The organism is Acidovorax sp. FW305-C-20-28 (genome assembly GCF_058783375.1).
This window is the reverse complement of the sequence record NZ_JBYSYM010000011.1, coordinates 16,726-41,322: the sequence shown is the minus strand read 5'-3', so window position 1 is coordinate 41,322 and position 24,597 is coordinate 16,726. Positions and strand designations below refer to the sequence as shown.

Below are 24,597 nucleotides of genomic sequence, written 5' to 3'. Positions count from 1 at the left end.
TTTACTTGGCGCCAGGCGTGTAGAGCTTGTCGAACTGGCCGCCGTCGTTGAAGTGCACCTTCTGGGCATCGCTGAGCGAGCCGAAGTACTTGGCCACGGTGAACTGCTTGATGGGCTTGAAGGTGTCGGCGTACTTCTTGAGCACGGTTTCCGAACGTGGGCGGATGGCGTGCTTGGCAGCGATCTCCTGGGCTTCTTCGGAGTACAGGTAATCGAGGTAGGCCTTGGCCAGTGCGGTCGTGCCCTTCTTGGCCACGGTGCGTTCAACCACGGCCACGGGGTTCTCGGCCACCACGCTGACCGACGGGTAGACGGCATCGACCTTGCCGGTGCCGAACTCGCGGTCGATGGAGACCACTTCGGATTCGAAGGTGATCAGCACATCGCCCTGGTTGCGCTGCAGGAACGTGGCGGTGGCATCGCGCCCGCCCTTGGCCAGGATGGGCACGTTCTTGTAGAGCTTGCCCACGAATTCGGCGGCCTGCGCTTCGGTGCCGCCCTTTTCACGCACGGCGCCCCAGGCAGCCAGGTAGGCGTAGCGGCCGTTGCCGCCGGTCTTGGGGTTGACCACGATGACCTGCACGCCGGGCTTGATCAGGTCGTCCCAGTCCTTGATGCCCTTGGGGTTTCCGTTGCGCACCAGGAACAGCATGGTCGAGGTGGTGGGCGATGCGTCGTGCGGGAACTTCTTGGCCCAGTCCTTGGCCACCACGCCGTTGTCGGCGAGGAACTGCACGTCGGTGGTCGTGTTCATGGTGACCACGTCGGCCGCCAGGCCGTCGTTCACGGCGCGCGCCTGGGCGCTGGAGCCGGCGTGCGACTGGTCGATCTTCACGTCCTTGCCCGTGGTCTTCTTGTAGTGGGCCGAGAACGCGGCGTTGTAGTCCTTGTAGAACTCACGGGCCACGTCGTACGACACGTTGAGCAGCGAATCCTGGGCCAGCGCCATGCCGCTGGCGGTCAGTGCCAGAGAAGCCAGGAGTGTCTTGAGTTTCAAAGAAGTCATGTGGCGTAGCCTGTAAGGAAAAGCGGAAGATGCCACATTGTGCGCACAGCGCCTTAAAACTCAAAAGAATACATTCTTGTTAATTAATCGGGTTTTGGAATAAAGAAACAAGATGTAGGCAGCTGCGCGCCTGCCCGCTCAGGGGCGGGCGCGGCTCAGGCAGAGGCCTGCGCGGCTTGGGCTGGTGCGGGTGCAGCGCCTGGCACGGCGCCCTGCTCGCCCGTGAGCGACTGCAGCAGCGCCCAGCCCAGGGGCCATTCGCCATGGCCCGACTCGATGTTGATGTGGCCGGCCTGCTGCATGCGCACGAACTCGCTGCCCCAGGCACGGGCATAGGCACCGGCCAGGCGGATGGGGCAGTAGGGGTCGTTGCTGCTGGCCACCACCACGCTGCGGTAGGGCAGCGCGGCATAGGGTACGGGCGCGAAGTCGCTCAGGATGGCGCGGCGCTCGGGGTCGGCCGGGGCCACCAGCAGCGCGCCCTGGATGCGTGCCGCCGCCTCGGGCCCGATGTGGGTCGTGGCGATGCAGCCCAGGCTGTGCGCCACGATCACCACCGGGTGGGGTGCGGCCAGAATGGTCTTCTCGAGCGTGCCGACCCAGGCATTGCGGGTGGGGGTGATCCAGTCGTCCTGCACCACGCGGCGCGCATTGGGCAGCCGCTCGGCCCACAGGCTTTGCCAGTGGCCGGGGCCGGAGTCACGCCAGCCGGGGACGATGATGATGGAAGTGGGGTTCACGTTGTTGGCGCCTGGCAGGGCCCCGGCAGCGCCCTGCCCTTGCGGCAGGAGCGCGCGCCCGGAGCCCGGCCAGGCTGGCTTGCTGACTTACTTGTTGGGCTGGGGCGTGATGCGCAGGTAGGGGCGCACGGCCTTGAAGCCCTTGGGGAAGCGCTGGGCGATCTCGGCCGGGTCCTGCAGGCTGGGGACGATGATCACGTCGTCGCCGTCTTTCCAGTTGGCGGGCGTGGCCACCTTGTGGCTGTCGGTCAGCTGCAGCGAGTCGATCACGCGCAGGATCTCGTCGAAGTTGCGGCCCGTGCTCGCAGGGTAGGTGAAGGTGGTGCGGATGGTCTTCTTGGGGTCGATGATGAACACGCTGCGCACCGTGACCGTGGTCGATGCGTTGGGGTGGATCATGTCGTACAGGTCGGCCACCTTCTTGTCCGCATCGGCCAGGATGGGGAAGTTGACGGTGGTGTTCTGCGTCTCGTTGATGTCGCCCACCCAGCGGTTGTGCGAATCCACGGGGTCCACGCTCACGGCGATGGGCTTGACCTTGCGCTTGGCGAATTCGGTGGCCAGGGCGGCCGTCTTGCCCAGCTCTGTGGTGCACACGGGGGTGAAGTCGGCGGGGTGCGAGAACAGCACCACCCACGAATCGCCTGCCCATTCATGGAAATGGATGGGGCCGGCGGTGGATTCCTGGGTGAAGTCGGGGGCGGTGTCGCCGAGTCGCAAGGTGGCCATGGAGAATGCTCCTTCAATGTCTGATGGAGGCATTCTGCGAGCCGGGCTTTAAAACCCAAACGAATATATTGTTCTGACTTAATCGCAAAAACGTCTATCAGAGCGTCGAAAGTTCAGTCCTGGTCCAGCAGGCGGTCCAGCCGTTCGCGGTAGTTGTTCAGGAAGTCATGCGTCACCGCATAGTGTTCGGTGTCCTCATACGCCACTTCCGACAGGCCCGTGCCGTCGAACAGCACGATCTTGGCGTGGGGGTAGGACAGCAGGATGGGCGAGTGCGTGGCGATGATGAACTGCGACTTGTCCTCGACCAGCTGGTGGATGGCCGACAACGCGGCCAGCTGGCGGTTGGGCGAGAGTGCTGCCTCGGGCTCGTCGAGCAGGTACAGGCCTTTGCCGCGGAACTTGTGGGCGAGCAGGGACATGAAGGCCTCGCCGTGCGAGATGCCATGCAGCGAATGGGTGCCGTAGGCGTCGGGCACACCGACATCGTCCACAAAGGTGGCGACATTGAAAAAGCTTTCAGCCCTGAGGAAGTACCCATCCTTGGGTTGGCGGAAGCTGCGCGCCAGCCGCAGCACCTCGTGCAGGGGCGATACCGAGTCGGTGCCACCCACCGAGAAGTCGCGGGTGCCGCCCTGCGGGCTGTAGCCCAGGGCCACGGCAATGGCTTCCAGCAGCGTGGACTTGCCCGAGCCGTTTTCCCCCACCAGAAAGGTCACGTCCGCGTGGAACTCCACCAGGCCCATTTCCCGGATGGCGGGGATGTTGTAGGGATAGGTGTCGTAGTCCACCTCGGCATCGGGGCGGATGCAGACGCTTTGCAGATAGGGTTTGGCGGGCAGCATGGGGTGCCATGCTAACGGCCCGCACGGGTCAGAAGCGCACAGCCTCGAAGGCGGGGTGCAACTCGTCCACCCAGTGGTCCAGCTCTTCTTCCGACACGGCCAGGTGGTCCATGCAGGCCTGGCCGTGCTGCAGCCATTCGCGCGTGGGCTGCAGGTTGTCGTGCTGGTTCACCAGGTACTCGGCCAAGAGGCCCAGGGCCACCAGGTGGCGCACGGTGGGGTTGAAGCGCTCGTCACCCAGGCAGGTGAAATCGTGGTGCAGCCAGATGGCCTGGGCCACGTCGCCCGGCAGGTGCCAGGTGCGCGCCACGATGGCGCCCATCACGGCGTGGTCGGTCTTGTGGTTGGCGTTCTCGGTCTGGGTGAAGGTGCGGTCCTTGCGGGCCAGGGCCTCGGTCACGGTGGAGCCATAGCCGCGCACGGCCTTGACCAGCACCGGCATGCCCACGTGGCAGAACAGGCCGAAGCCGTAGCCCAGGCCGGGGTCGAAGCTGTAGAGCTGGCGGCCGATGTGCTCGCAGGCGATGGCACGTCGCTGCGAGCTCTCCCAGAAATGCTCGAGCAGCGGCGAGCGCACCATGAGCGCATTGCGCGTGATGAAGGCCGAGAGCAGTTCCACCGTGGGGTTGAGCCCGAGCACGGTGAGCGCCATGCCGATGGTCTGCACCGGCTGGGCCAGCCCGAACAGCGGGCTGTTGGCCTGGCGGATTAGCAAGGCGGCCATGGCCACGTCGGACGCGACCAGTTGCTCCAGCGCGCCCGAATCGAGCTCGGGCGCGGCCACGATCTGCTGCAGGCGCAGCAGCGACTCCGGGCACGGCGGGATCACGATGGCACGCACGGAGGGGTGCGTGCGGGCCTGCTGGAGCTGGGTATCGACGGGGTGGGGGTTCTTCACGGCATGCCCCGGCCTGCCCGCGCTCCATTCGCGCAGGCCGACCGTTCAGTTTCAACTGGTTGCATTGTGGCGTGAAATTCGCCGGCCGGCAGAGACCCGGGCGGGTCTTCGGCTTTCTCGCCCAGCGGCGGACGCCCGTGCTATATGCCCGCGCCGTCCAGCCCCGCCCCGCCATCGCGCGTGGCCAGGCTGTTGCGGCCCGGCATGGCATCGCCCAGGTAGTCCAGAAAGGCGCGCACAGCGGGCGACAGCCCGCGCCGCGAGGGGAACACCGCATGCACGATGGCCGGTGGCGGCACCCATTCGGGCAGCACACGCACCAGGCGGCGCTCGCGCATTTCCTCGTGGCACATGTAGTCGGGCATCCAGCCCATGCCGATACCGGCCAGCACCGCGAACTTCAGGGTCAGCAGGTCGTCGGCCACATAGCGCGGCGTGTGGTGCACCACCTGGTGGGCGCCGCCCGGGCCCATCAGGTTCCAGGTGGCGCGGCCGTCAGGCGCCGACATGGCCACGCTGTCCAGGCGGGCCAGGTCGTCCAGCGTGGTGGGTGTGCCCTGGCGTATCAGCAGCTCGGGGCTGGCCACGAGGATCTGGGTGGTGGTATCGAGGCGCTTGACCACCATGGAGCCACTGTCCTCCAGCGTGGGGCGCACGCGCAGCGCCACGTCGATGCCCTCCTCCACCACATTGACCACGCGGTTGCTGACCACCATGTCCACCCGCACCTCGGGGTAGCGCGAGAGGAAGGGCGGCATCATCTCGGCCAGCACGGTCTGCGCCAGCGTCACCGGGCAACTCACGCGGATGGTGCCGCGCGGCGCCGTCTGCACCTGGGCCACCGTGTCGGCCGCCGCCTGGGCCGATTCGCGCATGGCCTGGCAGTGGCGCAGGTAGGCCTCGCCCACCTCGGTGAGCGAGAGCTTGCGCGTGGTGCGCTGCAAGAGGCGCACCCCGAGTTCGGTCTCCAGGTCCGACACCCGGCGCGACAGGCGCGACTTGGGGATGCCCAGGGCCCGGCCGGCGGCGGCGAAGCCGCCGCGCTCGACCACCTCCGCAAAATACAGCATGTCGTTGAGGTCTTGCATAAAGTACATCGTTCTACTGATAGGACAATCTATCGCAAGTTCCATGCCTTATCAACAAACGAGTGCGTCTCCACAATTCAGTCCATGGCCACACGCTGTGGCTACCCACCCAAGGAGAACCTCATCATGCAACTGCTTCACATCGACTCGGCCATCACCGGTGAACAATCCGTCTCCCGCGAACTCACCCAGCGCATCGTCGCCGCCTGGAAGGCCGGCCACCCCAACACCACGGTGCAGCACCTGGACCTGGCCGCACAGGCCCCGGCCCACCTGAGCGCCGACGCGCTGGGCTTTCGCACCGGCCAGGCCGCTGCCACCGAAGTGCAGCGCCAGGAAAACGCCCTGTCCGAAGCCCTGGTGAGCCAGTTCCTGGCCTCCGACGTGATCGTGATCGGCGCCCCGCTGTACAACTTCACCATCCCCAGCCAGCTCAAGGCCTGGATCGACCGCATCGCCCAAACCGGCCGCACCTTCAAGTACACCGACAAGGGCCCCGTGGGCCTGGCCGGCGGCAAGACGGTGATCGTGGCCTCGACCCGCGGCGGCGTGTACTCCACCAGCGAAGGCGGCCAGGCCATGGAGCACCAGGAGAGCTACCTGAAGGTGGTGTTCGGCTTCTTCGGCATCACCGACGTGCGCTTCGTGCGCGCCGAAGGCGTGGGCATGGGCCCCGACGCCAAGGCCCTGGCCATTGCCAGCGCCGACAAGGACATCCAGGCGCACACCAGCGTGCCTGCGAACCAACCGCAGATCGCACAGGTCGCCTGATCCGGCCTCCGGTCCCCCAAGGAAAACGCCGCCCTTCGGGGCGGCGTTTTTCATGGAGCCGTCAGAAACTCAGATGTGCTTCTTGACCCATGCCACATAGGCATCGACCCAAGCCTGCAGAAACTTCTTGCTGCCCTCGCCCACATTGCCGTCGGCGTCGAACAAACCCTCCTTGGCGTGGATGAAGCCCTCGGGCTGGCCCAGGGTGGGCACATCGAGGTAGCCCAGCACATTGCGCAGGTGCTGCTGCGCCAGCGCCGTGCCGATGGCGCCCACCGAGGCGCCGATCACACCCGCGGGCTTGCCGCCCCAGGCGCTCTGGCCATAGGGGCGCGAGGCGTGGTCCAGCGCGTTCTTGAGCACGCCGGGGATGGAGCGGTTGTACTCGGGCGTCACGAACAGCAGGCCCTGGGCGGACTTGACCTCGCTCTTCAAGCGCAGCACCGAGGCGGCCTGGTTGCCGTCGTCGTCCTGGCTGTACAGGGGCAGGTCGTCGATGCGCAACTGGGTGAATTGGAAGTCCGCCGGGGCCAGGCGCTCGATGGCGGTGGCCAGCTTGCGGTTGAACGAATCCTTGCGGAGGCTGCCGACGATGACGGCGATCTGGATCTTGCTCATGGAAACTCCTTGTGAAGGGAACGACACGGAGAAAAGCGCTGCAGGGCCTGTCTACAGCCCCGGCAGCACGAAGCACGCGTCATGATAGCCACAGACCGTGACGCCGTGGCCTGCCTGCCCGGCGCAATTGCTATATTTTGTATAGCGCATTGCGCGGGGTGGCAGCGGCAGGCGTCAGCCCGCCCGGCGCTGCCCGGCAAGGCGCTGCACCACGGCCACCAGGCGATCGATCTCGTCGAAGGTGTTGTAGAACGCCAGTGACGGCCGCACCGTGGTCTCCACGCCGAAGCGGCGCAGGATGGGCTGGGCGCAGTGGTGGCCGGTGCGCACGGCAATGCCCTCCTCGTTGAGCGCCTTGCCCACCTCTTCGGTGCTGTAACCGGCGAGCACGAAGGACATCACGCTGGCCTTGTCGTCGGCCGTGCCGATCAGGCGCACGCCGCGGATCGAGCCCAGGTGGCGCATGCCGTAGACCAGCAGCTCATGCTCGTAGCGTGCGATGTTCTCGATGCCCACGCGGTTCACGTAGTCGATCGCGGCGCCCAGGCCCACGGCGTCGGCGATGTTGCCGGTGCCGGCCTCGAACTTGTTCGGGATGGGCTGGAACACCGTCTTCTCGAAGGTCACATCGGCAATCATGTTGCCGCCGCCCTGCCAGGGCGGCATGTCTTCGAGCACCGCACGCTTGCCCCAGACCACGCCGATGCCGGTGGGGCCGAATACCTTGTGGCCCGAGAACACGAAGAAGTCGGCCCCCAGATCCTGCACGTCCACCAGCATGTGCGAGACCGACTGGGCGCCGTCGACCAGGGTCGTGGCGCCCGCCCGCTTGGCCAGAGCCACGATCTCTTTGACCGGCACCACGGTGCCCAGGGCGTTGGAGACCTGGGTCACAGCCACGATCTTGGTGCGGTCGTTCAGGAGTTTCTGGTATTCATCGAGCAGCACCTGGCCCGAGTCGTCCACCGGGATCACGCGCAGGCGCGCGCCCTTGGCGGCGGCCAGTTGCTGCCAGGGCACGATGTTGGCGTGGTGCTCCAGGTTGCTGACGATGATTTCGTCGCCCTCGCCCACGTGTTGCGCGCCCCAGCTCTTGGCCACCAGGTTGATGGCCTCGGTGGTGCCGCGCACGAAGATCACCTCGTTCACATCGGGCGCGTTGATGAAGCGCTGCACGCGCTGGCGTGCGCCCTCATAGGCGTCCGTGGCGCGCGCGGCCAACTCGTGCGCCGCACGGTGGATGTTGGAGTTCTCGTGCGCGTAGAAGTAACTGATGCGGTCGATGACCGACTGCGGCTTGTGCGTGGTGGCGGCGTTGTCGAACCAGACCAGCTGACGGCCGTTCACGCGCTCCTGCAGCACCGGAAAATCGCGGCGCACCGCATGCACGTCGAATGCCGGGTGGGCGCTGGGGTCGGCCTGCGGGACGCTGCCGGCAGCCGGGGCACGGCCGGGCGTGGTGTAGCCACCGGGCAGCACCACGGCATCGGCAAAGTAAAAGCGCGGCTCGGCCGACGGCACGGTGCTGGGCACGCCGGTGCCGGCCGTGGGCGAGCTCACGCGCGGCACCTCGGGCACCGCGAACGGCAGGCGCGCCAAGGCATCGAGCCCGCCGGGGGCAGCACCATGCCCGTCGGGCAAGGGCGCACGCTCCGCCGCCAGCGGATGGGCATGGCGTTCACCGAGAAAGTAGTACGGCGATGCCGCCGCTGGGGCAGGCGGTGTGGAAGGCTGCGCCGCCTCGGGTACACCCAGCACACCGCTGCCAAAGCGCGGCTCGTAGGCCGGCAAGGTGCTGATCACCGAGTCGGGCACGCCATTGCCGGCCACCGCATGCGGCAGCAGGGCCGGCGCACGGTGTGCCTGCGAGGCCAGCGGCGTGGGCGATGCCGGCACCAGGTTGGCACCGGGCACCAGCCCTTGCGGGATGGGCGTGCCAGGCACGCCGGGGCCGAAGCCGGCCGGGCTCACCAGGGGCGAGCCGGCCGGCGCGATGTTGACGGGTGCCTGCACACCGGGCGGCCAGGGCGTGCCCTGCCCCGCCCCGGGCAGCGAGCCCGGTGGCGTGGACGGCAGGCCAGCGGCCGGCCCGGCCAGGCGCGGCTCTTCACCGGGCCGGGCCGCGAACAGGGCCGTCGCCAGCCCGGCCAGCAGCGCCGGGTCGATGGGCGGCTGCAGCGTGGCGGGCACGCCGGCAGGAAGGGAGGATGGAGTGGTCACCACGCGGCCGCTTTACTTGTAGGTGTCGGGGTAGTCGTGGTACTTGTTGATCTCCACGTCGTCCAGCACGGCCAGGGCATCGGGCGTGAGCACGGCCAGCGAGCAGTACAGCGAGATCAGGTAAGACGCGATGGCATGGTTGTTGATGCCCATGAAGCGCACCGACAGGCCCGGGCTCTGCTCGCCCGGCAGGCCGGGCTGGAACAGGCCGACCACGCCCTGGCGCTTGTCGCCCACGCGCAAGAGCAGGATCTTGCTCTTGCCGTCGGCCACGGGCACCTTGTCCGAAGGGATCAGAGGAATGCCGCGCCAGGTGATGAACTGCGAGCCGAACAGGCTCACCGTGGGCGGCGGCGTGCCGCGGCGCGTGGCTTCGCGGCCGAAGGCGGCAATCGCCAACGGGTGGGCCAGGAAGAAGGCGGGTTCCTTCCAGACCTTGGTGAGCAGCTCATCGAGGTCGTCGGGCGTGGGCGCGCCGGTGAGCGGGAACACGCGCTGCTCTTCGGTCACCTGGGCCAGCAGGCCGTAGTCGGGGTTGTTGATGAGCTCGCTCTCCTGGTTCTCCTTGATCGTCTCGATCGTCAGGCGCAGCTGTTCCTTGATCTGGTCGTGCGGGCTGCTGTACAGGTCGGAGATGCGGGTGTGCACGTCGAGCACGGTGCTCACGGCGTTGAGGAAGTACTCGCGCGGGTTCTCTTCGTAGTCCACGAAGGTGCGTGGCAGCTGGTTCTCTTCCTCGCGGGCGGTGCAGGTGACCTTGATGAGCTCGGGGTTCTTGACCTTGTTGAGGCGGTAGATGCCTGCCTCCACCGGCACCCACTGCAGCAGGTGCGTGAGCCAGCGTGGCGAGATGGTCGAGAGTTGTGCGGTGGTCTTGGTCGCGTTGGCAAGTTGCCGTGCTGCGTTGTCGCCCAGGGCGGTCGTGCCGCCCACTGTTGCCGTCATGTGAGGCTCCGTATCAGAAAAGGTGGGATGGAAAAAGAAACTCCCAGCCAGTTTCCGACGGTGGCCTCAGTGCTTCAACATGCTATAGCCGCCAATCGCGTGCCTTTGAGCGCGTTCGCATCGTTCAGCTCGTCGCAGTGCCCGAGCAGCGTGGCGCTGCGCACGCCAAAGGCCTGCGAAAGCTTGTCGATGGTGACCAGCGATGCGATGGCGCGGCCGCGCTCGATTTCGCCCACGTAGGAGCGGTTGAGGTCGGCGTGCTCGGCCAGTTGCTCCTGCGACCAGCCACGCGCCTCGCGCAGGCGCCGCACGGCGGTGCCGAAACTGCGTACCAGTACCTCGCTCATGCAGCGGCCACTCCGGACTGCTGGGCCTCGTGGTGGCCGTTGTGGCGCGACAGGGCCTGGGTCACATTGCCGCCTGCGGGCACGTCGTGCGTGATCCAGACATTGCCGCCAATGGTGGCACCTTTGCCGAGCGTGACGCGGCCGAGCACCGTGGCGCCGGCATAGATGACCACGTCGTCTTCCACCACTGGGTGGCGCGGCAGGCCTTTTTGCAGGTGCCCCTCCTCGTCGGTGGGAAAGCGCTTGGCGCCCAGGGTGACGGCCTGGTAGACGCGCACGCGCTCGCCGATGACGGCCGTTTCGCCGATCACCACACCGGTGCCGTGGTCGATGAAGAAGCCCGCGCCGATCAGCGCGCCGGGGTGGATGTCGATGCCGGTCTGTGCATGGGCCTGCTCGGCCACGATGCGCGCCAGCAGGGGCAGTTCCAGCTGGTACAGCGTGTGCGCCAGGCGGTGGTGGATCATGGCCAGGATGCCGGGGTAGCACAGCAGCACCTCGTCCACGCTGCGCGCAGCCGGGTCGCCGTGGTAGGCGGCCAGCACGTCGCTGTCGAGCAGGCTGCGTGTTTCGGGCAGCGATGCCGCGAAGCTGCGCGCCGCCTGCACGGCGCGCTTTTCGATGTTCTGCTCTTCCACCGGCTGGTGGCGCAGCACGTAGCGCAGCTCCAGCCGGATCTGCGCCAGCAGCGCATGCAGTGCCGCGTCCAGCGTGTGGCCCACGTAGAAGTCTTCGCTCTCCTGGCGCAGGTCCGGCGGGCCCAGGCGCATGGGAAAGAGCACGCCCTTGAGCTGTTCGACGATGTCGGCCAGCGCGTCGCGCGAGGGGAACTCGCGCCCGCCCGGCTCCTGCGAGCGTTTTTGCAGGCTGCGCCAGTCGCGGCGCACGGCGTGCAGCGACTGCACGATGGGTTCGATGTTGAAGACGGCCATGGGGAAAGGGAAGCTGTGGTTCAGTCGTGGAGGCAGGCCGTGCCCGGGGCTAGTCCTGGATCCAGGGAAGGTTGTGAAAGCGCCAGCCATCGGCATGGCCGCGTTGCTTGTGGCCATCGATCTCGCCTTCGAAGCCTTCAAGCACATTGAAGACGCGCGTGAAGCCGGCCTTGGCCGCCGCCTCGGCCGCCAGGGCCGAGCGCTTGCCGCTGCGGCACAGCAGCAGCACCGTGGCCTCCTTCCCGCCGTGGCTGGCCAGGCGGGCCTCCAACTCGCGCACGAAGCGCGGGTTGCGCTGCAGCGCCGTGCCCGTGGCCCATGGCACGTGCAGGCTGTCCGGCACCTGGCCGACGAATTTCAGCTCTTCGGCGGAGCGCACGTCCACCAGCACGGCATCGCCGGCCGAGACGAGTTTCCACGCCACGGTGGGCGCAACGCCGCCCGCATAGGGCAGGCCGGAGGCCAGGGCGACCGAGCGGGCGGATTCCAATTCCTGTGCGAGCACAGTGTCCTGGGTATCGGATGAAGACATGGCAGGGGTCCTTGAGGTGAGGGGATTGCAGCCCTCATAGGTGGGGCTGCTATGCACATGGGTCCACTCTAGAACCCTTCCCATAAAACCCAAAAGAATAAAATTTGGTTTCTATAAAACCAAAACATCCTTGCCGGGGTCAGGCGGTGTCCGCCGTTGCCAGGCCGTGCAGGGCATGGCCAAAGGGCCGCAGATCCAGGCGCTCCGGCAGGTCGAGCACCTGCTGGGCCAGGGCCTCGCCCACGGCAGCCGAATGCTTGAAGCCATGGCCCGAGCAGGCCGAGGCGACATGCACGCCCGGCCAGCCCGGCAACTGGTCGACCACGAAGCCGTGGTCGGGTGTCACCGTGTACAAGCAGGTCCGGGCATCGGTGCAGCGCGCGCCCGGGGCCTGAAAGCGCGGCAGCACATGGTGGCGCCGCATGCGGTCTTTCTCACCAGCGGCCACCGCCCGGTCCACGGTGTTGGGCGTGGTGGCCTCCAGGTACTGCGCGGTGGCGATCTTGAAGGCGGAGGAGCCCGCTTCTGCGATGGGAAAGCCATAGATCGAGTCGTCGGGCCCCTCGCGGAAGGTCCAGATGAAGACCGGGAACGCCCCGGGCTCGAACGATGGCGTGGCCACCCCCACGTCGAACCAGAACATCACCTGGCGGTAGACCGCCAGCTGCGGGGCCCAGGCGTGCTGCAACTCCTGCCCCAGCAGGCCCGGGAGCCAGGGGCCCGCAGCCAGCACCACCTGCTCTGCGCGGTAGCTGCCCTGGGGGGTGTCCACGCGCAGGTGCCCGCCTTCGCGCGCAAGGCCGGTCACGCGCACCCCGGTCTGCACTGTGGCGCCATGCACCTGGGCCTGTTGCAACTGGGCGCCGATGGCGGCCTCGGGCCGCACAAAGCCCGCATCGCGCTCCCAGTAGGCGAACTCGTGGTCGTGCAGCTGGAACTGCGGGTAGCGCCGGCGCAGGTCGGCATGGTCGAGCACTTCGTGGTCTATGCCGTGGCGGCGCGCGATGTCGATGGTGTTGTGCACGAAGTCGAGGCGGCGCCCCTGGTGCAGCGGTGCGCCGTCGCGCGGCCCGAGCACCAGGCCGTGCGTGCGGGTGTAGATGGACTGGCCCGTGGCGGCCTCCAGTTCGCGCCAGATCTCGTGCGAGCGGCGCACCAGGGGCACGTATTCGTCGCCCTCCCCCACGGCCAGCCGGGTGATGCGGGTCTGGCCGTGCGAGGAGCCCATGCTGTGGGGCGGCTCGTACTGGTCCAGGCCCAGGACACTGGCGCCCCGCCGGGCCAGCTGGTACAGGGTGGCGGAGCCTACGGCGCCCAGGCCGATGACGATGGTGTCGAAGTGGTGCGGCATGCGGAATCGGACGGGAAGACAGGGCCAGAGCTTAAAGGCCGGGCCGCCCTCTTCCAACGCCGCATTCCGCATGAGCTCATGCCGAAATCCACCCAGCGGCGAACGCCCCTTATTGCGGCCAGACCTTGCCCTTGCTCACGAAGCTGCCGGTGCTGGTCTTGTAGCCGAAATGGACCTGCACATTGAACGCGCGCAGCTCGGCCTCGGTGAAGTCCAGCGAGGGCGCGAACTTCAGGCTGGCGGCGTTGGCCACCTGGCTGGCGAAGGCGATGCCCTCGATGTCGGCAGGCACCTGGCTGGCCCAGGAGCCATTGGCCAGGCGGAAGAACCAGGTGTCCGCCGGGAACGAGGTGCCGTTGGCCGGGATGAGCGCCGCCACCCAAGCGCTGATCCTGGGGTTGGCCGCGATATCGGAAGCGGCCTGCGCCAGGTTGATCTCGAGCCGCAGCGGCTGGCCGGCCGCGGACACCACCGAGGTGGACACCGTGGCCGGGACGGGCAGGGTCGCCGCATTGTCCGGCGGGGTGACCGTGCCCGTGCCGCCACCCGCGCTCGGCGCATCCACCGGGTCGGGGTAGGTGCTGGTGGTCCAGACAATCTTGGCGTAGCCGGCCGCGTACTGGGCCATGTCCACGTCGATGGCGCCCTGCACGTCGTACAGCGGGCTGCCGCTGAGCTGGCGCACATAGAGCCAGTTGCCTTCCTTGGTGCTGCCGCGGTTGGCGTCGAGCTGGCCGCCCACGAAGCGCACGGTGCCGCCGCCGTCGTGCACCACGAACTGCTCGGTGCGCTCATTGACCAGCCGTGCAAACGAGCTGTCGATGCGCTCGCCGGTCTGGGCGTTCTGGTACTCCGCGCCACTCAGGGCCGCCTCGCGCACGGGCGCAGAACCATAGCGCAGCACAAAGGCCGATTGCGTGCGCTGCGGTGCATAGCCCGAGAACATGAAGGAGCGTGTGCCCGCAGGGATGAAGACCTTGAACTCCTTGTACTGCAGCTGGTAGCCGGTGAACTCGGGCAGTGCCAGCGAGCCACCGCCCGGAAAGGCGCAGCCGCCCGTGGCATAGCCGATGGCACAGCCCGTGACTCCTTGCGGCGCGTACTGCTGCTTGAAGCCGATCCTGGTATCGAACTTGTAGCTGTAGGAGCCCGCAGGCGGAGGCAGGGCGATCTTGAGGGCCGACTGGTGCAGCGAGACGAAATTGGCGGCCTGGGCCAGGGGCGCAGCCGCAGCCAGGAGGAGAACAGCGAGGTACCGCATGGGATGGATCCAGAAAAAAAGGACAACGGACAAGGACAAAAAGGAACAAAAGACACTGCAGAGGCGGTCTTGCGCAGGCCGCCGGGGCACGGCTTGGCCCCCATCCGTAGCGTATCTCGCGCCTGTCCAGGCGATGCCCCGATAAGCGGCACGGCAGGGCCGCTCATCGCTACACCGGCACGGCGCGCGCGTCCCGGTGCAGCAGGCCTGTCGCCATGTCGCCGATCTCCTCGCCCATGAACAGCATGGCGCGCCAGTGCGCGGGAATGCCCTCGATGCCGTAGAACGCGCCCGCCACCTGCCCGGTGATGGCGGCCGTGGTGTCGGCATCGTCGCCCAGATTGGCGGCGGCCAGCACGGCCTCGGCGAACGATTCCGTGGTGGAGAAGCACCACAGCGCTGCCTCCAGCGAGGCCACGCAGTAGCCGCTGCCGCGGATCTGCTCGCGCGGTTTGCCCTGGTAGCGGCCTGCGGCGATGGCCTGCACCGCAGGGCAGGCCAGCCCCGCCTGCCGCACGACCAGCACCTCCCGCCGGGCGGATTCGCCCCGCGCCGGATCGCCTTGCAGGGCATTGGCGATCACTTCGGCCAGCAGGCTGCAGCATTCCACCGCCTCGGCCGCGCAGTGCGTGGTCTGCGAACTCAGGCGCGCCTGGCGCAGCATGGCCGCCATGTCAGGGAAATACCGCAGCACCACGGGCGCCAGCCGCATCAGCGAGCCATTGCCGGCGGTCTGCGGATCGGTGGAGCCGGCCATGGGCTCGCCATCGGCCAGAAAGCGCGAGAGCGCATCGCGCACGGTGATGCCGATGTCAAAGCAGGTGCCCGTGGGGCTGGGGTAGCCCCACCGCCACCAGTTGGCATAGCGGCGCATCTGGTCCTCGGCACCGAAGCCGCCGCGGTGCAGCAGGCTCTGCGCCAGGCAGATGGCCATGGAGGTGTCGTCCGTCCACTGCCCCGGCGCCAGGCGGAACGGGCCGCCACCCACCATGTCGGTCAGCGGCGCGAAGCTGCCGCGCGGGCTGAATTCCACGGAGGTGCCCACGGCATCGCCACAGGCCAGGCCCAGCAGGCAGCCCCGATAGCGGTTTTCGAGGCCATCGGCGAGAGGGGAAGAAAGTGTGTCCATGGGGCCTCCAATCACTTAGTTTAATTGATGAACTTATGATAGTTTCATTAAAATACTAAGTCAACAACCTTCAGCCACGGAAACACGCCATGCCCAAGCCCTCTGCCGAGCCTTCATTTCCCACCGTGATCTGCACGGTGGACGTGGTGCTGATGACGCTCAAGGACGATGCCCTGCACGTGGTGCTGCTCACGCGCAAGAACGCCCCGTTCGCGAACGCGCCGGCCCTGCCCGGTGGCTACATCCACGCGCAGGAGGACCGCACGGCCTGGGATGCGGCCGCACGCGTGCTGCGCGACAAGACCGGCATCGTGAGCCCGTACCTGGAGCAGCTGGCCACCTACTCGGGCGCCGACCGTGACCCGCGGGGCTGGTCGGCCTCCATCGTCTACTACGCGCTGATCTCCGAGGAGCTGCTGCCCGAGGGGCGCGAGGGCTTGCTGCTGGCGCCGGTGGCTGCGCTGCCGGCCCTGCCCTTCGACCATGGCGAGATCGTGGCGCTGGCGGTGGAGCGCGTGCGCTCCAAGAGCCAGTACTCGTCGCTGCCGGTCTACCTGTGCGGCGAGCGCATGACCCTGCCGCGCCTGCAGGCGGTGTACGAGGCAGTGCTGGGCGAGCCCATCAACAAGGTGAGCTTTCGGCGCAAGATCGACGAACTGGGCATGCTCGAACCCATCGAGGGCGAGCTCACGAGCGGCGCCGCGCACCGCCCGGCCCAGATGTACCGGTTGCGCGAGGGCTACCGGCGTGCCCTCTCTGTCGTACCCCGCGGAATCAATTCCTGAGCGTGTTCACTCCAGTGGCGTGCCCGTGGCGCGCACGGCCTTTTCCACCGCCTCGCGCTGCAGCGTGGGCGCAAAGGTCTCGATGAAGCTGTAGGCATAGCCGCGCAGCCAGGTGCCCTTGCGCACGGCCAGGCGGGTGACATTGACCTCGAACAGGTGGCGCGCATCGAGCGCGCGCAGCTGGCGGTCGCGCTCGGGGTCGACGGCGATGGAGGCCACGATGCCCACGCCCATGCCCAGCTCCACATAGGTCTTGATCACATCGGCGTCCATGGCCGAGAGCACCACGTCGGGGCGCAGCCCCTCGCGCGCGAAGGCTTCGTCGATGTGGGCGCGGCCGGTGTAACCCAGCTCATAGGTGATGATGGGGTACTCGGTGAGCTGTTGCAGCGTGACCGGCTCGGTCAGCGCCAGCAGCGGGTGCTCGGGCGGCACGACGATGCTGTGCGTCCAGCGGTAGCACGGCAGGGTCACCAGGGCCTCGTAGTGGGCTAGCGCCTCGGTCGCCACGCCGATGTCGGCCTCGCCGCTGAGCAGCATCTCGGCCACCTGCTTGGGCGAGCCCTGGTGCAGGTGCAGCGAGACCTGCGGGAACATGGCGCGGAAGTCGCGCACCACCTGCGGCAGTGCGTAGCGCGCCTGTGAGTGGGTGGCGGCAATGGCAAGGCGCCCCTCGTGGCTGGCGCTGTAGTCCTGCCCCGCGCGGCGCAGGTTGTCGGCATCGTGCAGCAGGCGCTCCACGATGGGCAGCACGGCCGCGCCCGGGGGTGTGAGGCCGGTAAGGCGCTTGCCGGCGCGCACGAAGATCTCGATGCCCAACTCCTCCTCCAGCTCGCGGATCTGGCGGCTCACGCCTGGCTGCGAGGTGTAGAGGATGTTGGCCACCTCGGTCAGGTTGAAGCCGCTGCGCACGGTCTCGCGCACGGACCGCAGTTGCTGGAAGTTCATGGTGTGTCTCGAAAAATTGTGCCGGCCTGGCCGTCGCCCTCGCCGGCCGGTCTGCTCGCCAATGAAAAAGGGCGGCATGCCGCCGCCCTTTTGCCGTCCAGGATCAGAAGCCTGGCAGCACCGAGCCCTTGAACTCGGTCTGGATGAACTTGCGCACTTCTTCCGAGTGGTAGATCTTGACCAGCTGGTTTACCCAGGGCTTGCCCTTGTCGGCCTCGCGCACCACGAGCACGTTGACGTACGGGCTCTTGGCGTTCTCTTGCGTGATGGCATCCTTGCCGGGGTTCAGGCCGGCCGACAGCGCGAAGTTGGTGTTGATGGCCGAGGCATCGAGGTCGTCGAGCGAACGGGGCAGTTGGGCCGCGTCGAGTTCCACGAACTTGAGCTTCTTGGGGTTGCTCACCACGTCCAGCGGCGTGGCCTTGAGGCCCACGCCGTCGCGCAGCTTGATCAGACCCTTGTCCTGCAGCACCAGCAGCACGCGGCCGCCGTTGGTCGGGTCGTTGGGAATGCCGAACTTGGCGCCTTCCTTCAAGTCTTCGAGCTTCTTGACCTTCTTGGAGTACAGGCCGATCGGGAAGTTGACGGTCTGGGCCACCGAGACGAACTTGTAGCCGCGGTCTTTGACCTGGTTGTCCAGGTAGGGCTGGTGCTGGTAGCTGTTGCCGTCGAGATCGCCCGCCGCCAGGGCCGCGTTGGGCTGCACGTAGTCGCTGAACTCGATGACCTGGATCTTGAGGCCTTCCTTGTCGGCGATCTTCTTGACCACCTCGAAGATCTGGGCATGCGGGCCGCCCGTCACGCCGATCTTGATGGGCTTGTCCTGCGCCATGGCACCCGTGGCGAAACCGGAGGCCAGGGCCAGGGCGAGGACGGATTGCAGGAGGGAGCGCTTGTTCACGGAAAACACCTTTCGTTATGAGATGTTTCCACTATAGGGTTTGCCCTTTAAAACTCAAAAGAATAACTTTTAATTACCTTAAGTCGATTGGATATAAAGAGAATTCCTGCATCAACTGCGCAGTGCGACGTTGTTGAGCTTGTCCAGCCGCTCAGGCCAGGTGCCCTCGCTCGCCGATTGCTGCAGGATGCGTGTCCACGCCACCCAGGCATCCCACTGCACGCGCTTGTCCCATGAATTGCCCCAGGCGCTGAACTGCTGCAGCGCGCTGGCCGCAGCCGTGGCGGCTTCGGCATTGCGGCCGGCCGACAGGTAGAGCTGGGCCAGCACCATCTGCGGCTCGCCCACCCAGGGGTTGTGGCGCACGGCGCTTTCCAGCACGGCGGTGGCCACGTCCAGGTCGGCGAGGGGCTGGTCCTGCTGGATCACCGACCAGTACAGCGAGGTGGCCGCCGCCTCGTCGGTGGCCGACAGTTCGGCCGTGCAGTTGTCGAACACCGGCGGCATGGGCAGCAGACCCTTGAGGCCCGGGTGCTGCAGCGCCCGGCCCAGCGCATTGATCTGGCTGACCATGCGGCCGCTGGGGCGCATGGGGCCGGGCCACAGCGACGCCGCCCAGTGCACGGCCTGCGGGCGGCGCTGCACGGTGGGGAAGCGCGAGTAGATGTCGTCCTGCCAGCTGAACCACTGCTCGATGGTGTCGGCCATGCTGACGATGGTGAAGGCCGCCACCTCGTAGGGCGTGAGCGTATGGGGCTTGCCGTCCTTCTCCAGCACCAGGCTGCCATCGGATTCGAGCGCGCCGGCCAGCACGCGCTGCACGAACTGGGTGCGCGACTGGGTGCAGAACAGGTACACGAGGTGCTCGGCCGATTCGCCGGCGATCTCGCGCACCCGGGCGCGTTCCTTGGCGGGGTCGAACTTCACCAGGTCTACGAAGGCATTGCCGTAGACGCTGTGCAGCAGGCCCAACAGGCGCACATCGCGCGGCTGCTCCCACATGGCCAGCGAGCGCGCCACGCCCACCAGGTGGTGGCGGAAGGTACCGGCCTTGTGCCAGTCCTGCCCCACATTGCGCGCCAGCACCACGGGCAGCACGGGCGCCAGGTCGGCATCGCGGGCCAGCCACTCTTCGTCGAGCAGGGGCAGTGCACGGGCCAGCAGGTCGGCATTGAGTGGTTGCAGTGGCAGCGGCGTCGTCACGGTGTCTCCTTATGGGTATGTGTTGTGCGCAAGTATCGCCGGGAAGGCATGCTTGCACATCAATCCAACATACTGGATTAAAAATCCAGTAAACTGGATTCATGGACATCCACACCCGCATTGCCCAGCGATTGCGCGAACTGCGCGACGCGCGCGGCTACTCCCTGGAAGCGCTGGCCGAGCGCAGCGGCGTGAGCCGCTCCAATATCTCATTGATCGAGCGCGGCCAGAGCAGCCCCACGGCGGCGGTGCTCGACAAGCTGGCCATCGGCCTGGGCGTGGCGCTGGCCTCGTTCTTCGATGATGGCACCCCGGCCGCCGAGCCGCCCTCGCCCTTCATCCGCGCGGCCGATCAGCCCCTGTGGCAGGACCCGGCCTCGGGCTATGTGCGGCGCCGGCTGTCGCCGCCCGCGCCGTCGCCGTTGCAATTGGTGGAGGTGGTCTTCCCTGCAGGGCAGCGCGTGGCACTGGATTCGGCCGTGCACGACGCCGACATCCACCAGCAGGTCTGGCTGATCGAGGGCACCATGGAGCTCACGGTGGGTGCAACCACCTGGCAGCTGCAGGCCGGTGACTGCCTGGCCATGCGCCTGTCGCAACCCATCGTGTTCCACAACCCCACCCGCCAGGACGCACGCTACCTGGTGGCGCTGGCCACCCTGCCCTTCACACCCACCCGGAGAACGCCATGAACGCAATTGCCGCAGATTCCACGATCACCGTCCGCCGCCTGGGCGCCAACGAAGCCGCCGCCAGTGCCGAGGCTTTGGCCGAGGTACTGATCGACTGTGTGCACGGCGGTGCCTCGGTGAGCTTCATGGCGCCCTTGTCGCACGACAAGGCGCTGGCCTTCTGGCGCAGCGTGGCCGAGGGCGTGGCGCGAAACGAGCGCGTGCTGCTGGTGGCCGAGGATGCGGCAGAGGGCATCGTGGGCACGGTGCAGCTCATCACCGCCATGCCCGACAACCAGCCCCACCGCGCCGACGTGGCCAAGATGCTGGTGCACCGCAAGGCGCGCCGCCAGGGCGTGGCCCAGCGCCTGATGGCCGCGCTGGACGACGCGGCACGCAGCGAAGGCAAGAGCGTGCTGGTGCTGGACACGGTGACCGGCGGCGACGCCGAGCTCCTGTACGAGCGCGCGGGCTGGCAGCGCGTGGGCACGGTGCCGCGCTATGCGCTGATGCCCGACGGTGCGTTCTGCGGCACCACCTTTTTCTACAAACACCTCTGATGTCAACGGGCTGACAGGGCCTGCAGCGCCTCCAGCACCGCACGCGTGGCCGCACCGTGCGCCTGGTCCATGCGGTAGGCCAGGCCCAATTCGCGCAGCAGCGGCGGGTGCAGCGGGCGCACCTGCAGGCCTGCGTTGTCCGGGTCGTCACTGCGGACCTCGGGCTGCTCCAGTGGCAGCAGGGCCGCGCCCTGCCCTGCGGCCACCAGGCTGCGCAAGGCCAATGGGTGGTTGAGCTCCATGCGCGGGCGCCCGTGCAGCCCGGCCTGGGCGAACCAGGCGGCAATCAGGCGGTGCATCTGCGTGGCGGGGCCGAACGACATCCAGGGGTGTTCGGCCAGCCACTCGGCCGTGATGCGCCGGGGTGCCTTCCAGCCCGGGGGCAGCAGCGCCACCATCGGGTCGCTGCGCCATTGCTGCACCTGTACCTGCCCGGTGGCGGCCTGCGGCAAGGCCACGATGGCCAGGTCCAGCGTGCCCGCCGCCAGGCGCGCCATGGCCTCGGCCGAACCGAGCACGTCGAGCCGCACGTCCACGCCCGGGGTGTGGCGCGCCAGCATCTCCACCAGCCGCGGCAGCAGGTGCGGGCTGACGCCGGCCGTGGTGCCCAGGCGCACCAGGCCTTCCAGGCCCCGGGCGCGGCGGCGCACCTGCTCCGCCACCTCATCGGCGCCGGCCAGCAGCCGGCGGCCGCCTGCCACCAGGGCCTCGCCAGCCGGGGTCAGGCTGGCCTGGCGACGCCCGCGCACCACCAGTTGGGCGTCGAGGCGCGACTCCAGCTCGCTGATGTGCAGGCTCACCGTGGGCGGCGCCAGGTGCAGCGCCTGCGCTGCGGCGGCCAGGGTGCCCAGGTCGGCAATGGCGACCAGGGTCTGCACCTGGTCGAGGTTGAGATTACGCATCAGAAATCCTGAATCCAGCCGTCATTGAATTCAACTTTACAGATGTCTGCACGGAAAACACCATTCCCGCATGCTGACCAACGACGTTTTTTTCATCGTGCTGCTGTCCGCCGTGCTCAACGCGGGCTGGAACAGCGCCATCAAGATCGGTGGCGACCGCACCACCGCCATGGCCCTCACCACCTTGGTCGGCAGCGCCCTGTCGCTGCTGGCCCTGCCCTGGGTGGCGCTGCCTTCCATGGCATCGGCCTGGGGGCTGCTGGCGCTGTCCATCGCCATCCACACGGCCTATCACTTCGCGCTGCCGCTGGCCTACAACCATGGCGACCTGGGGCAGGTCTACCCCATCGCGCGCGGCTCTGCGCCCGTGATGGTGATGGCGGGCGGCGCACTGCTCGCCGGTGAATGGCCGGGTGCCGGCAGCCTGCTGGGGGTGCTGTGCCTGTGCGCCGGTGTGCTGTCTCTTGCCTTGCTCAAAAAGGCCGGCCCGCACGGGCACCACCGCAAGGCCGTGGGCTATGCGCTGCTGACCGGCGCATTGATCGCGGCCTACACCGTGGTGGACGCGCTCGGCGCCCGGCAGTCCGGTGCCGCCATCGGCTTCGCGGTGCTTGTCACGCTGGGCGATGGCATTGCCACAGCGCTCATCGTGCTGTGGTGGAAGGGGCCGCGTGCCTTCGCCGTCGACCGCCGGGCGCTGCAGCTGTGCGCGGCCGCCGGCGCCATGCAGATGGGCGCCTATTGGACCGCCGTGTGGGCCCTGGCGCGCGCGCCCATGGGCCAGGTGTCGGCCCTGCGCGAGACCAGCGTGCTGCTGGTGGCGCTGGTTTCGGCCTGGGTGCTCAAGGAGCGCGTGGGGCCGGGGCGCATCGTGGCGGCCGTGCTGGTGTTCGCAGGCATTGCGGGCATCCGCTTGGGTTCATAGCCCTGCCGCAGGCGGTTGGTATAAACAGGAATGCCCTTTGTTGCCGCACCTTCTGCCCTGACCACCCCCGACACGCCCGAGGCGACCATCCGCATCCTTGAAGAACGCGCCTTCAATGCCTGGCCCGCGCGCCAGAGCGTGCTGCAGGGCGGCTGGGTGTTCCGCCTGTCGGGCGGCTTCACCAAGCGCGCCAATTCGGCCAATGCCATCGAGGCCGGGGCCTCCTTCCGCGGCGTGCGCGCCGCGGCCGAGGCCCTGTATGCGCGCCATGGCCTGCCGGCCGTGTTCCGCATCTCGCCCCTGGCCCACCCCGATGCCGACCGGGAACTGGCCGAGGCCGGCTACACCCATTTCGACCCCTCGCTGGTGATGGCCAGCACCGGGCTGGAGGCAGCCCGGGCCCATGCTGGCGTGCAGATCGACGCGACGCCTTCGGCCACCTGGCTCGATGGCTTTGCCGCGGCCAATGGGGTGCGGGCGCAGTACCACGCCATCCACCACGGCATGGTGCACGCTATCGCCCTGCCCTGTGCGTTTGCAAGCCTGCGCGATGGCACGGGCCAGACCATCGGCTTTGGCCTGGCCGTGCTGGAGCGCGGGGCCATCGGGCTGTATGACATCGTGGTCGATCCTGCCTTTCGCGGACAGGGGCATGGGCGAGAGCTTGTCCGTGCGCTGCTGCATTGGGGGCGTGAGGCGGGAGCGGGGTCGGCGTATCTGCAGGTGCGGGCGGTCAATGAGGTGGCTCGGCGCCTGTATGCGGGGTTGGGGTTTGCCGAGGTGTATGGGTACCACTACCGGATTCCGCCGTTGAAAAGCTGATGATGGTTGCTGTGTGCCGTTGTTGAGGTCGGAGGCCGGGTCTCGGCCCGGCAGCCGAGGTACCTTTCTTTGCGTCGCCAAAGAAACGTACCCCAAAGAAAGGCGACCCCGCTGCCCGTGTCCCTTCGCTTCGCTGCGGGCAGCCTGCGATGCTCTGTCCTGGGGTGGCGCCGAAGAACTCCCTGCGCTGCCTCTGCGAGGCAGCTCCGGTCAAACAGCTTCGGCGAGCTAGATGACGAGGCGCGTGTCCTTCGGCACGCGCTCACCCCAGGCCCTGCGCTTCTCGGCACGGTCAGAAGGGGGTGGATACCAACACGGGCCATTGCTTCGCTCGGCCCGATCTGCCTCGCTACGCTTGGCCTTGGAGAGCGATCGCGCCAGTGGCGTCGGCAGCGCGCAGCGCGACCCGACACCTGGCGCAGCTGCGAAAGCAGCAGCCGGGTGGTACCCGCTCCCCACCCCTTCTGGCTGCGCCGAGAAGCGCAGGAGCTGGGGTGGGTGCATGTGCCGAAGGACACATGCACTTCGTCGTCTGGCTCGTCGATGCTGTCTGAGCGGAGTTCGAAGACCGAAGCGAGTTCATCGACGTCCACCCCAGATCCGAGCATCACAGGTTGCCCCCATCGCCCTCCGGGCGATGGGGGACGCAGACTGGGGGCCGCCTTCTCTTTGGTGACTTTCTCTTGGCGGACCAAGAGAAAGTTACTGCGCCGCCGGGCGCACATCCCGGCCTCCGCACTCAACAAAGGCACACCGGATCAAAGCGAAGCGACACCCCAGACAACGACCCGGACAACAAAATCACTTCGGCAACAGCACCTTGTCCACCACGTGAATCACCCCATTGGACTGGTACACATCCGCAATCGTCACATTCGCCGTACCGCCCTTTTCATCGGTCAGCATGATGGTCTTGCCACTGGCCTTGGCCGTGAGCGTGCCCCCCGCTACCGTCTTGATGCTGGCCATGCCCTTGCCATCGGCAATCATCTTGGAGAGCGCCGCAGCATCCCACTTGCCCGCCACCACGTGGTAGGTCAGCACCGTGGTCAGCGTGGCCTTGTTCTCGGGCTTGAGCAGGTTGTCCACGGTGCCTGCGGGCAGCGCGGCAAACGCGGCGTTGGTCGGTGCAAACACGGTGAAGGGGCCCGGGCCCTTCAGGGTATCGACCAGGCCTGCGGCCTTGACCGCAGCCACCAGCGTGGTGTGGTCCTTGGAGTTCACGGCGTTGTCGATGATGTCCTTGCTGGGCAGCATGGGCGCGCCGCCCACCATCACATCGGCAGCGCGGGCGGGCAGTGCTGCAGTGGCGGCAGCGGCTACCAGGGCGGCTGCCAGGCCGAGGGATGCAAGGCGGGCATTCAAACGCAAGGCGGTCTTGGTCATGGAAATCTCCTGCGGCCCCTGGGATGAACCAGCGATGGGCCGTTGTGGTTGTGACCGCATGGACATCACGCGGCTGACCATC

Annotated in this window: 26 protein-coding genes; 6 read left to right on the top strand and 20 right to left on the bottom strand. The window is 67.5% G+C overall.

The window, feature by feature from the left end:
• Position 1: 1 nt before the first annotated feature.
• The 6 genes from AC3WOH_RS14355 to AC3WOH_RS14330 form a co-directional block, all read right to left on the bottom strand.
• On the bottom strand, positions 2-1,006 hold the full coding sequence (locus AC3WOH_RS14355; protein ID WP_184856208.1) for a sulfate ABC transporter substrate-binding protein: 1,005 nt from the start codon (positions 1,004-1,006) through the stop codon (positions 2-4).
• Between the two features lie 155 nt (positions 1,007-1,161).
• Positions 1,162-1,746: an RBBP9/YdeN family alpha/beta hydrolase gene (locus tag AC3WOH_RS14350; protein ID WP_311773812.1), complete on the bottom strand. Its 585-nt coding sequence runs from the start codon at positions 1,744-1,746 to the stop codon at positions 1,162-1,164.
• A gap of 87 nt (positions 1,747-1,833) precedes the next feature.
• On the bottom strand, positions 1,834-2,475 hold the full coding sequence (locus AC3WOH_RS14345; RefSeq protein WP_492229983.1) for a peroxiredoxin: 642 nt from the start codon (positions 2,473-2,475) through the stop codon (positions 1,834-1,836).
• Positions 2,476-2,588: 113 nt separating this feature from the next.
• Positions 2,589-3,320 (bottom strand): AAA family ATPase, encoded by a 732-nt coding sequence (locus AC3WOH_RS14340; RefSeq protein ID WP_492229982.1) that lies wholly within the window; start codon positions 3,318-3,320, stop codon positions 2,589-2,591.
• A 28-nt stretch (positions 3,321-3,348) separates the two neighbouring features.
• Positions 3,349-4,218, bottom strand: coding sequence for an HDOD domain-containing protein (locus AC3WOH_RS14335; protein WP_492229981.1), 870 nt, complete (start codon positions 4,216-4,218; stop codon positions 3,349-3,351).
• 140 nt (positions 4,219-4,358) lie between these two features.
• A complete protein-coding gene (locus AC3WOH_RS14330; protein WP_492230093.1) occupies positions 4,359-5,306 on the bottom strand; it encodes a LysR substrate-binding domain-containing protein in 948 nt (315 codons plus the stop codon).
• A 126-nt stretch (positions 5,307-5,432) separates the two neighbouring features.
• On the opposite strand from AC3WOH_RS14330, the gene AC3WOH_RS14325 reads away from it, so the two are divergent.
• Positions 5,433-6,077, top strand: coding sequence for an FMN-dependent NADH-azoreductase (locus AC3WOH_RS14325; RefSeq protein WP_184856214.1), 645 nt, complete (start codon positions 5,433-5,435; stop codon positions 6,075-6,077).
• A gap of 69 nt (positions 6,078-6,146) precedes the next feature.
• On the opposite strand, the gene AC3WOH_RS14320 is transcribed toward AC3WOH_RS14325, so the two are convergent.
• The 9 genes from AC3WOH_RS14320 to AC3WOH_RS14280 all read right to left on the bottom strand — a co-directional run bounded on the left by AC3WOH_RS14320 (position 6,147) and on the right by AC3WOH_RS14280 (position 15,412).
• Positions 6,147-6,695 carry an NADPH-dependent FMN reductase gene (locus AC3WOH_RS14320; protein ID WP_492229980.1) on the bottom strand — a complete coding sequence of 183 codons (549 nt, stop codon included), beginning with the start codon at positions 6,693-6,695 and terminating at the stop codon, positions 6,147-6,149.
• 174 nt (positions 6,696-6,869) lie between these two features.
• Entirely contained in the window at positions 6,870-8,918 is a 2,049-nt protein-coding gene (locus tag AC3WOH_RS14315; protein ID WP_492229979.1) for a family 2A encapsulin nanocompartment cargo protein cysteine desulfurase, read from the bottom strand.
• A 9-nt stretch (positions 8,919-8,927) separates the two neighbouring features.
• Positions 8,928-9,860, bottom strand: coding sequence for a family 2A encapsulin nanocompartment shell protein (locus tag AC3WOH_RS14310; protein ID WP_492229978.1), 933 nt, complete (start codon positions 9,858-9,860; stop codon positions 8,928-8,930).
• A 74-nt stretch (positions 9,861-9,934) separates the two neighbouring features.
• Positions 9,935-10,207: a helix-turn-helix domain-containing protein gene (locus tag AC3WOH_RS14305; RefSeq protein ID WP_492229977.1), complete on the bottom strand. Its 273-nt coding sequence runs from the start codon at positions 10,205-10,207 to the stop codon at positions 9,935-9,937.
• On the bottom strand, positions 10,204-11,139 hold the full coding sequence (gene epsC / locus AC3WOH_RS14300; protein ID WP_492229975.1) for a serine O-acetyltransferase EpsC: 936 nt from the start codon (positions 11,137-11,139) through the stop codon (positions 10,204-10,206). The genes AC3WOH_RS14305 and epsC overlap by 4 nt, the downstream gene beginning before the upstream one ends.
• Positions 11,140-11,188: 49 nt before the next feature.
• Positions 11,189-11,671, bottom strand: a complete 483-nt coding sequence (locus AC3WOH_RS14295; RefSeq protein ID WP_492229974.1) for a rhodanese-like domain-containing protein — start codon at positions 11,669-11,671, stop codon at positions 11,189-11,191.
• A gap of 139 nt (positions 11,672-11,810) precedes the next feature.
• Positions 11,811-13,022, bottom strand: coding sequence for an N-methyl-L-tryptophan oxidase (solA, locus tag AC3WOH_RS14290; protein WP_492229973.1), 1,212 nt, complete (start codon positions 13,020-13,022; stop codon positions 11,811-11,813).
• Positions 13,023-13,131: 109 nt separating this feature from the next.
• Positions 13,132-14,283, bottom strand: coding sequence for a hypothetical protein (locus AC3WOH_RS14285; protein ID WP_492229972.1), 1,152 nt, complete (start codon positions 14,281-14,283; stop codon positions 13,132-13,134).
• A gap of 169 nt (positions 14,284-14,452) precedes the next feature.
• Positions 14,453-15,412, bottom strand: coding sequence for an ADP-ribosylglycohydrolase family protein (locus AC3WOH_RS14280; RefSeq protein WP_492229971.1), 960 nt, complete (start codon positions 15,410-15,412; stop codon positions 14,453-14,455).
• A gap of 89 nt (positions 15,413-15,501) precedes the next feature.
• On the opposite strand from AC3WOH_RS14280, the gene AC3WOH_RS14275 reads away from it, so the two are divergent.
• The gene (locus AC3WOH_RS14275; protein WP_492229970.1) at positions 15,502-16,197 is read left to right on the top strand and encodes an NUDIX hydrolase; all 696 of its coding nucleotides are present in this window, start codon (positions 15,502-15,504) and stop codon (positions 16,195-16,197) included.
• A 6-nt stretch (positions 16,198-16,203) separates the two neighbouring features.
• On the opposite strand, the gene AC3WOH_RS14270 is transcribed toward AC3WOH_RS14275, so the two are convergent.
• The 3 genes from AC3WOH_RS14270 to AC3WOH_RS14260 all read right to left on the bottom strand — a co-directional run bounded on the left by AC3WOH_RS14270 (position 16,204) and on the right by AC3WOH_RS14260 (position 19,249).
• A complete protein-coding gene (locus tag AC3WOH_RS14270) occupies positions 16,204-17,145 on the bottom strand; it encodes a CysB family HTH-type transcriptional regulator (protein ID WP_492229969.1) in 942 nt (313 codons plus the stop codon).
• A 103-nt stretch (positions 17,146-17,248) separates the two neighbouring features.
• The gene (locus AC3WOH_RS14265) at positions 17,249-18,046 is read right to left on the bottom strand and encodes a MetQ/NlpA family ABC transporter substrate-binding protein (RefSeq protein ID WP_184856226.1); all 798 of its coding nucleotides are present in this window, start codon (positions 18,044-18,046) and stop codon (positions 17,249-17,251) included.
• 111 nt (positions 18,047-18,157) lie between these two features.
• Entirely contained in the window at positions 18,158-19,249 is a 1,092-nt protein-coding gene (locus AC3WOH_RS14260) for a DUF6817 domain-containing protein (protein WP_492229968.1), read from the bottom strand.
• A 101-nt stretch (positions 19,250-19,350) separates the two neighbouring features.
• Between AC3WOH_RS14260 and AC3WOH_RS14255 the strand changes: the two genes are divergently transcribed.
• Positions 19,351-19,941, top strand: coding sequence for a helix-turn-helix domain-containing protein (locus AC3WOH_RS14255; RefSeq protein WP_492229967.1), 591 nt, complete (start codon positions 19,351-19,353; stop codon positions 19,939-19,941).
• Positions 19,938-20,480 carry a GNAT family N-acetyltransferase gene (locus AC3WOH_RS14250; RefSeq protein WP_492229966.1) on the top strand — a complete coding sequence of 181 codons (543 nt, stop codon included), beginning with the start codon at positions 19,938-19,940 and terminating at the stop codon, positions 20,478-20,480. The genes AC3WOH_RS14255 and AC3WOH_RS14250 overlap by 4 nt, the downstream gene beginning before the upstream one ends.
• A 2-nt stretch (positions 20,481-20,482) precedes the next feature.
• Here AC3WOH_RS14250 and AC3WOH_RS14245 read toward each other — a convergent pair whose 3' ends face one another.
• Positions 20,483-21,382 (bottom strand): LysR family transcriptional regulator, encoded by a 900-nt coding sequence (locus AC3WOH_RS14245; RefSeq protein ID WP_492229965.1) that lies wholly within the window; start codon positions 21,380-21,382, stop codon positions 20,483-20,485.
• Between the two features lie 70 nt (positions 21,383-21,452).
• Here AC3WOH_RS14245 and AC3WOH_RS14240 point away from each other — a divergent pair, with 70 nt between their 5' ends.
• Together AC3WOH_RS14240 and AC3WOH_RS14235 are read left to right on the top strand one after the other, a co-directional pair.
• Positions 21,453-22,307, top strand: coding sequence for an EamA family transporter (locus tag AC3WOH_RS14240; protein ID WP_492229964.1), 855 nt, complete (start codon positions 21,453-21,455; stop codon positions 22,305-22,307).
• A gap of 30 nt (positions 22,308-22,337) precedes the next feature.
• Complete coding sequence (locus AC3WOH_RS14235) at positions 22,338-23,129, top strand: GNAT family N-acetyltransferase (protein WP_492229963.1); 792 nt, start codon at positions 22,338-22,340, stop codon at positions 23,127-23,129.
• 801 nt (positions 23,130-23,930) lie between these two features.
• Here the strand turns inward: AC3WOH_RS14235 and AC3WOH_RS14230 are convergent.
• On the bottom strand, positions 23,931-24,515 hold the full coding sequence (locus tag AC3WOH_RS14230; protein WP_492229962.1) for a fasciclin domain-containing protein: 585 nt from the start codon (positions 24,513-24,515) through the stop codon (positions 23,931-23,933).
• Between the last annotated feature and the right edge of the window lie 82 nt (positions 24,516-24,597).

Bases quoted from the DNA above. Each gene is read 5' to 3' on its own strand.
- AC3WOH_RS14230 (WP_492229962.1), bottom strand. From the start codon at position 24,515: ATGACCAAGACCGCCTTGCGTTTGAATGCCCGCCTTGCATCCCTCGGC.
- AC3WOH_RS14355 (WP_184856208.1), bottom strand. From the start codon at position 1,006: ATGACTTCTTTGAAACTCAAGACACTCCTGGCTTCTCTGGCACTGACC.
- AC3WOH_RS14295 (WP_492229974.1), bottom strand. From the start codon at position 11,671: ATGTCTTCATCCGATACCCAGGACACTGTGCTCGCACAGGAATTGGAA.
- AC3WOH_RS14305 (WP_492229977.1), bottom strand. From the start codon at position 10,207: ATGAGCGAGGTACTGGTACGCAGTTTCGGCACCGCCGTGCGGCGCCTG.
- AC3WOH_RS14240 (WP_492229964.1), top strand. From the start codon at position 21,453: ATGCTGACCAACGACGTTTTTTTCATCGTGCTGCTGTCCGCCGTGCTC.
- AC3WOH_RS14255 (WP_492229967.1), top strand. From the start codon at position 19,351: ATGGACATCCACACCCGCATTGCCCAGCGATTGCGCGAACTGCGCGAC.
- AC3WOH_RS14245 (WP_492229965.1), bottom strand. From the start codon at position 21,382: ATGCGTAATCTCAACCTCGACCAGGTGCAGACCCTGGTCGCCATTGCC.
- AC3WOH_RS14235 (WP_492229963.1), top strand. From the start codon at position 22,338: ATGCCCTTTGTTGCCGCACCTTCTGCCCTGACCACCCCCGACACGCCC.
- AC3WOH_RS14345 (WP_492229983.1), bottom strand. From the start codon at position 2,475: ATGGCCACCTTGCGACTCGGCGACACCGCCCCCGACTTCACCCAGGAA.
- AC3WOH_RS14310 (WP_492229978.1), bottom strand. From the start codon at position 9,860: ATGACGGCAACAGTGGGCGGCACGACCGCCCTGGGCGACAACGCAGCA.
- epsC (WP_492229975.1), bottom strand. From the start codon at position 11,139: ATGGCCGTCTTCAACATCGAACCCATCGTGCAGTCGCTGCACGCCGTG.
- AC3WOH_RS14325 (WP_184856214.1), top strand. From the start codon at position 5,433: ATGCAACTGCTTCACATCGACTCGGCCATCACCGGTGAACAATCCGTC.
- AC3WOH_RS14280 (WP_492229971.1), bottom strand. From the start codon at position 15,412: ATGGACACACTTTCTTCCCCTCTCGCCGATGGCCTCGAAAACCGCTAT.
- AC3WOH_RS14270 (WP_492229969.1), bottom strand. From the start codon at position 17,145: ATGAACTTCCAGCAACTGCGGTCCGTGCGCGAGACCGTGCGCAGCGGC.
- AC3WOH_RS14340 (WP_492229982.1), bottom strand. From the start codon at position 3,320: ATGCTGCCCGCCAAACCCTATCTGCAAAGCGTCTGCATCCGCCCCGAT.
- AC3WOH_RS14285 (WP_492229972.1), bottom strand. From the start codon at position 14,283: ATGCGGTACCTCGCTGTTCTCCTCCTGGCTGCGGCTGCGCCCCTGGCC.
- AC3WOH_RS14250 (WP_492229966.1), top strand. From the start codon at position 19,938: ATGAACGCAATTGCCGCAGATTCCACGATCACCGTCCGCCGCCTGGGC.
- AC3WOH_RS14275 (WP_492229970.1), top strand. From the start codon at position 15,502: ATGCCCAAGCCCTCTGCCGAGCCTTCATTTCCCACCGTGATCTGCACG.
- AC3WOH_RS14320 (WP_492229980.1), bottom strand. From the start codon at position 6,695: ATGAGCAAGATCCAGATCGCCGTCATCGTCGGCAGCCTCCGCAAGGAT.
- AC3WOH_RS14330 (WP_492230093.1), bottom strand. From the start codon at position 5,306: ATGCAAGACCTCAACGACATGCTGTATTTTGCGGAGGTGGTCGAGCGC.
- solA (WP_492229973.1), bottom strand. From the start codon at position 13,022: ATGCCGCACCACTTCGACACCATCGTCATCGGCCTGGGCGCCGTAGGC.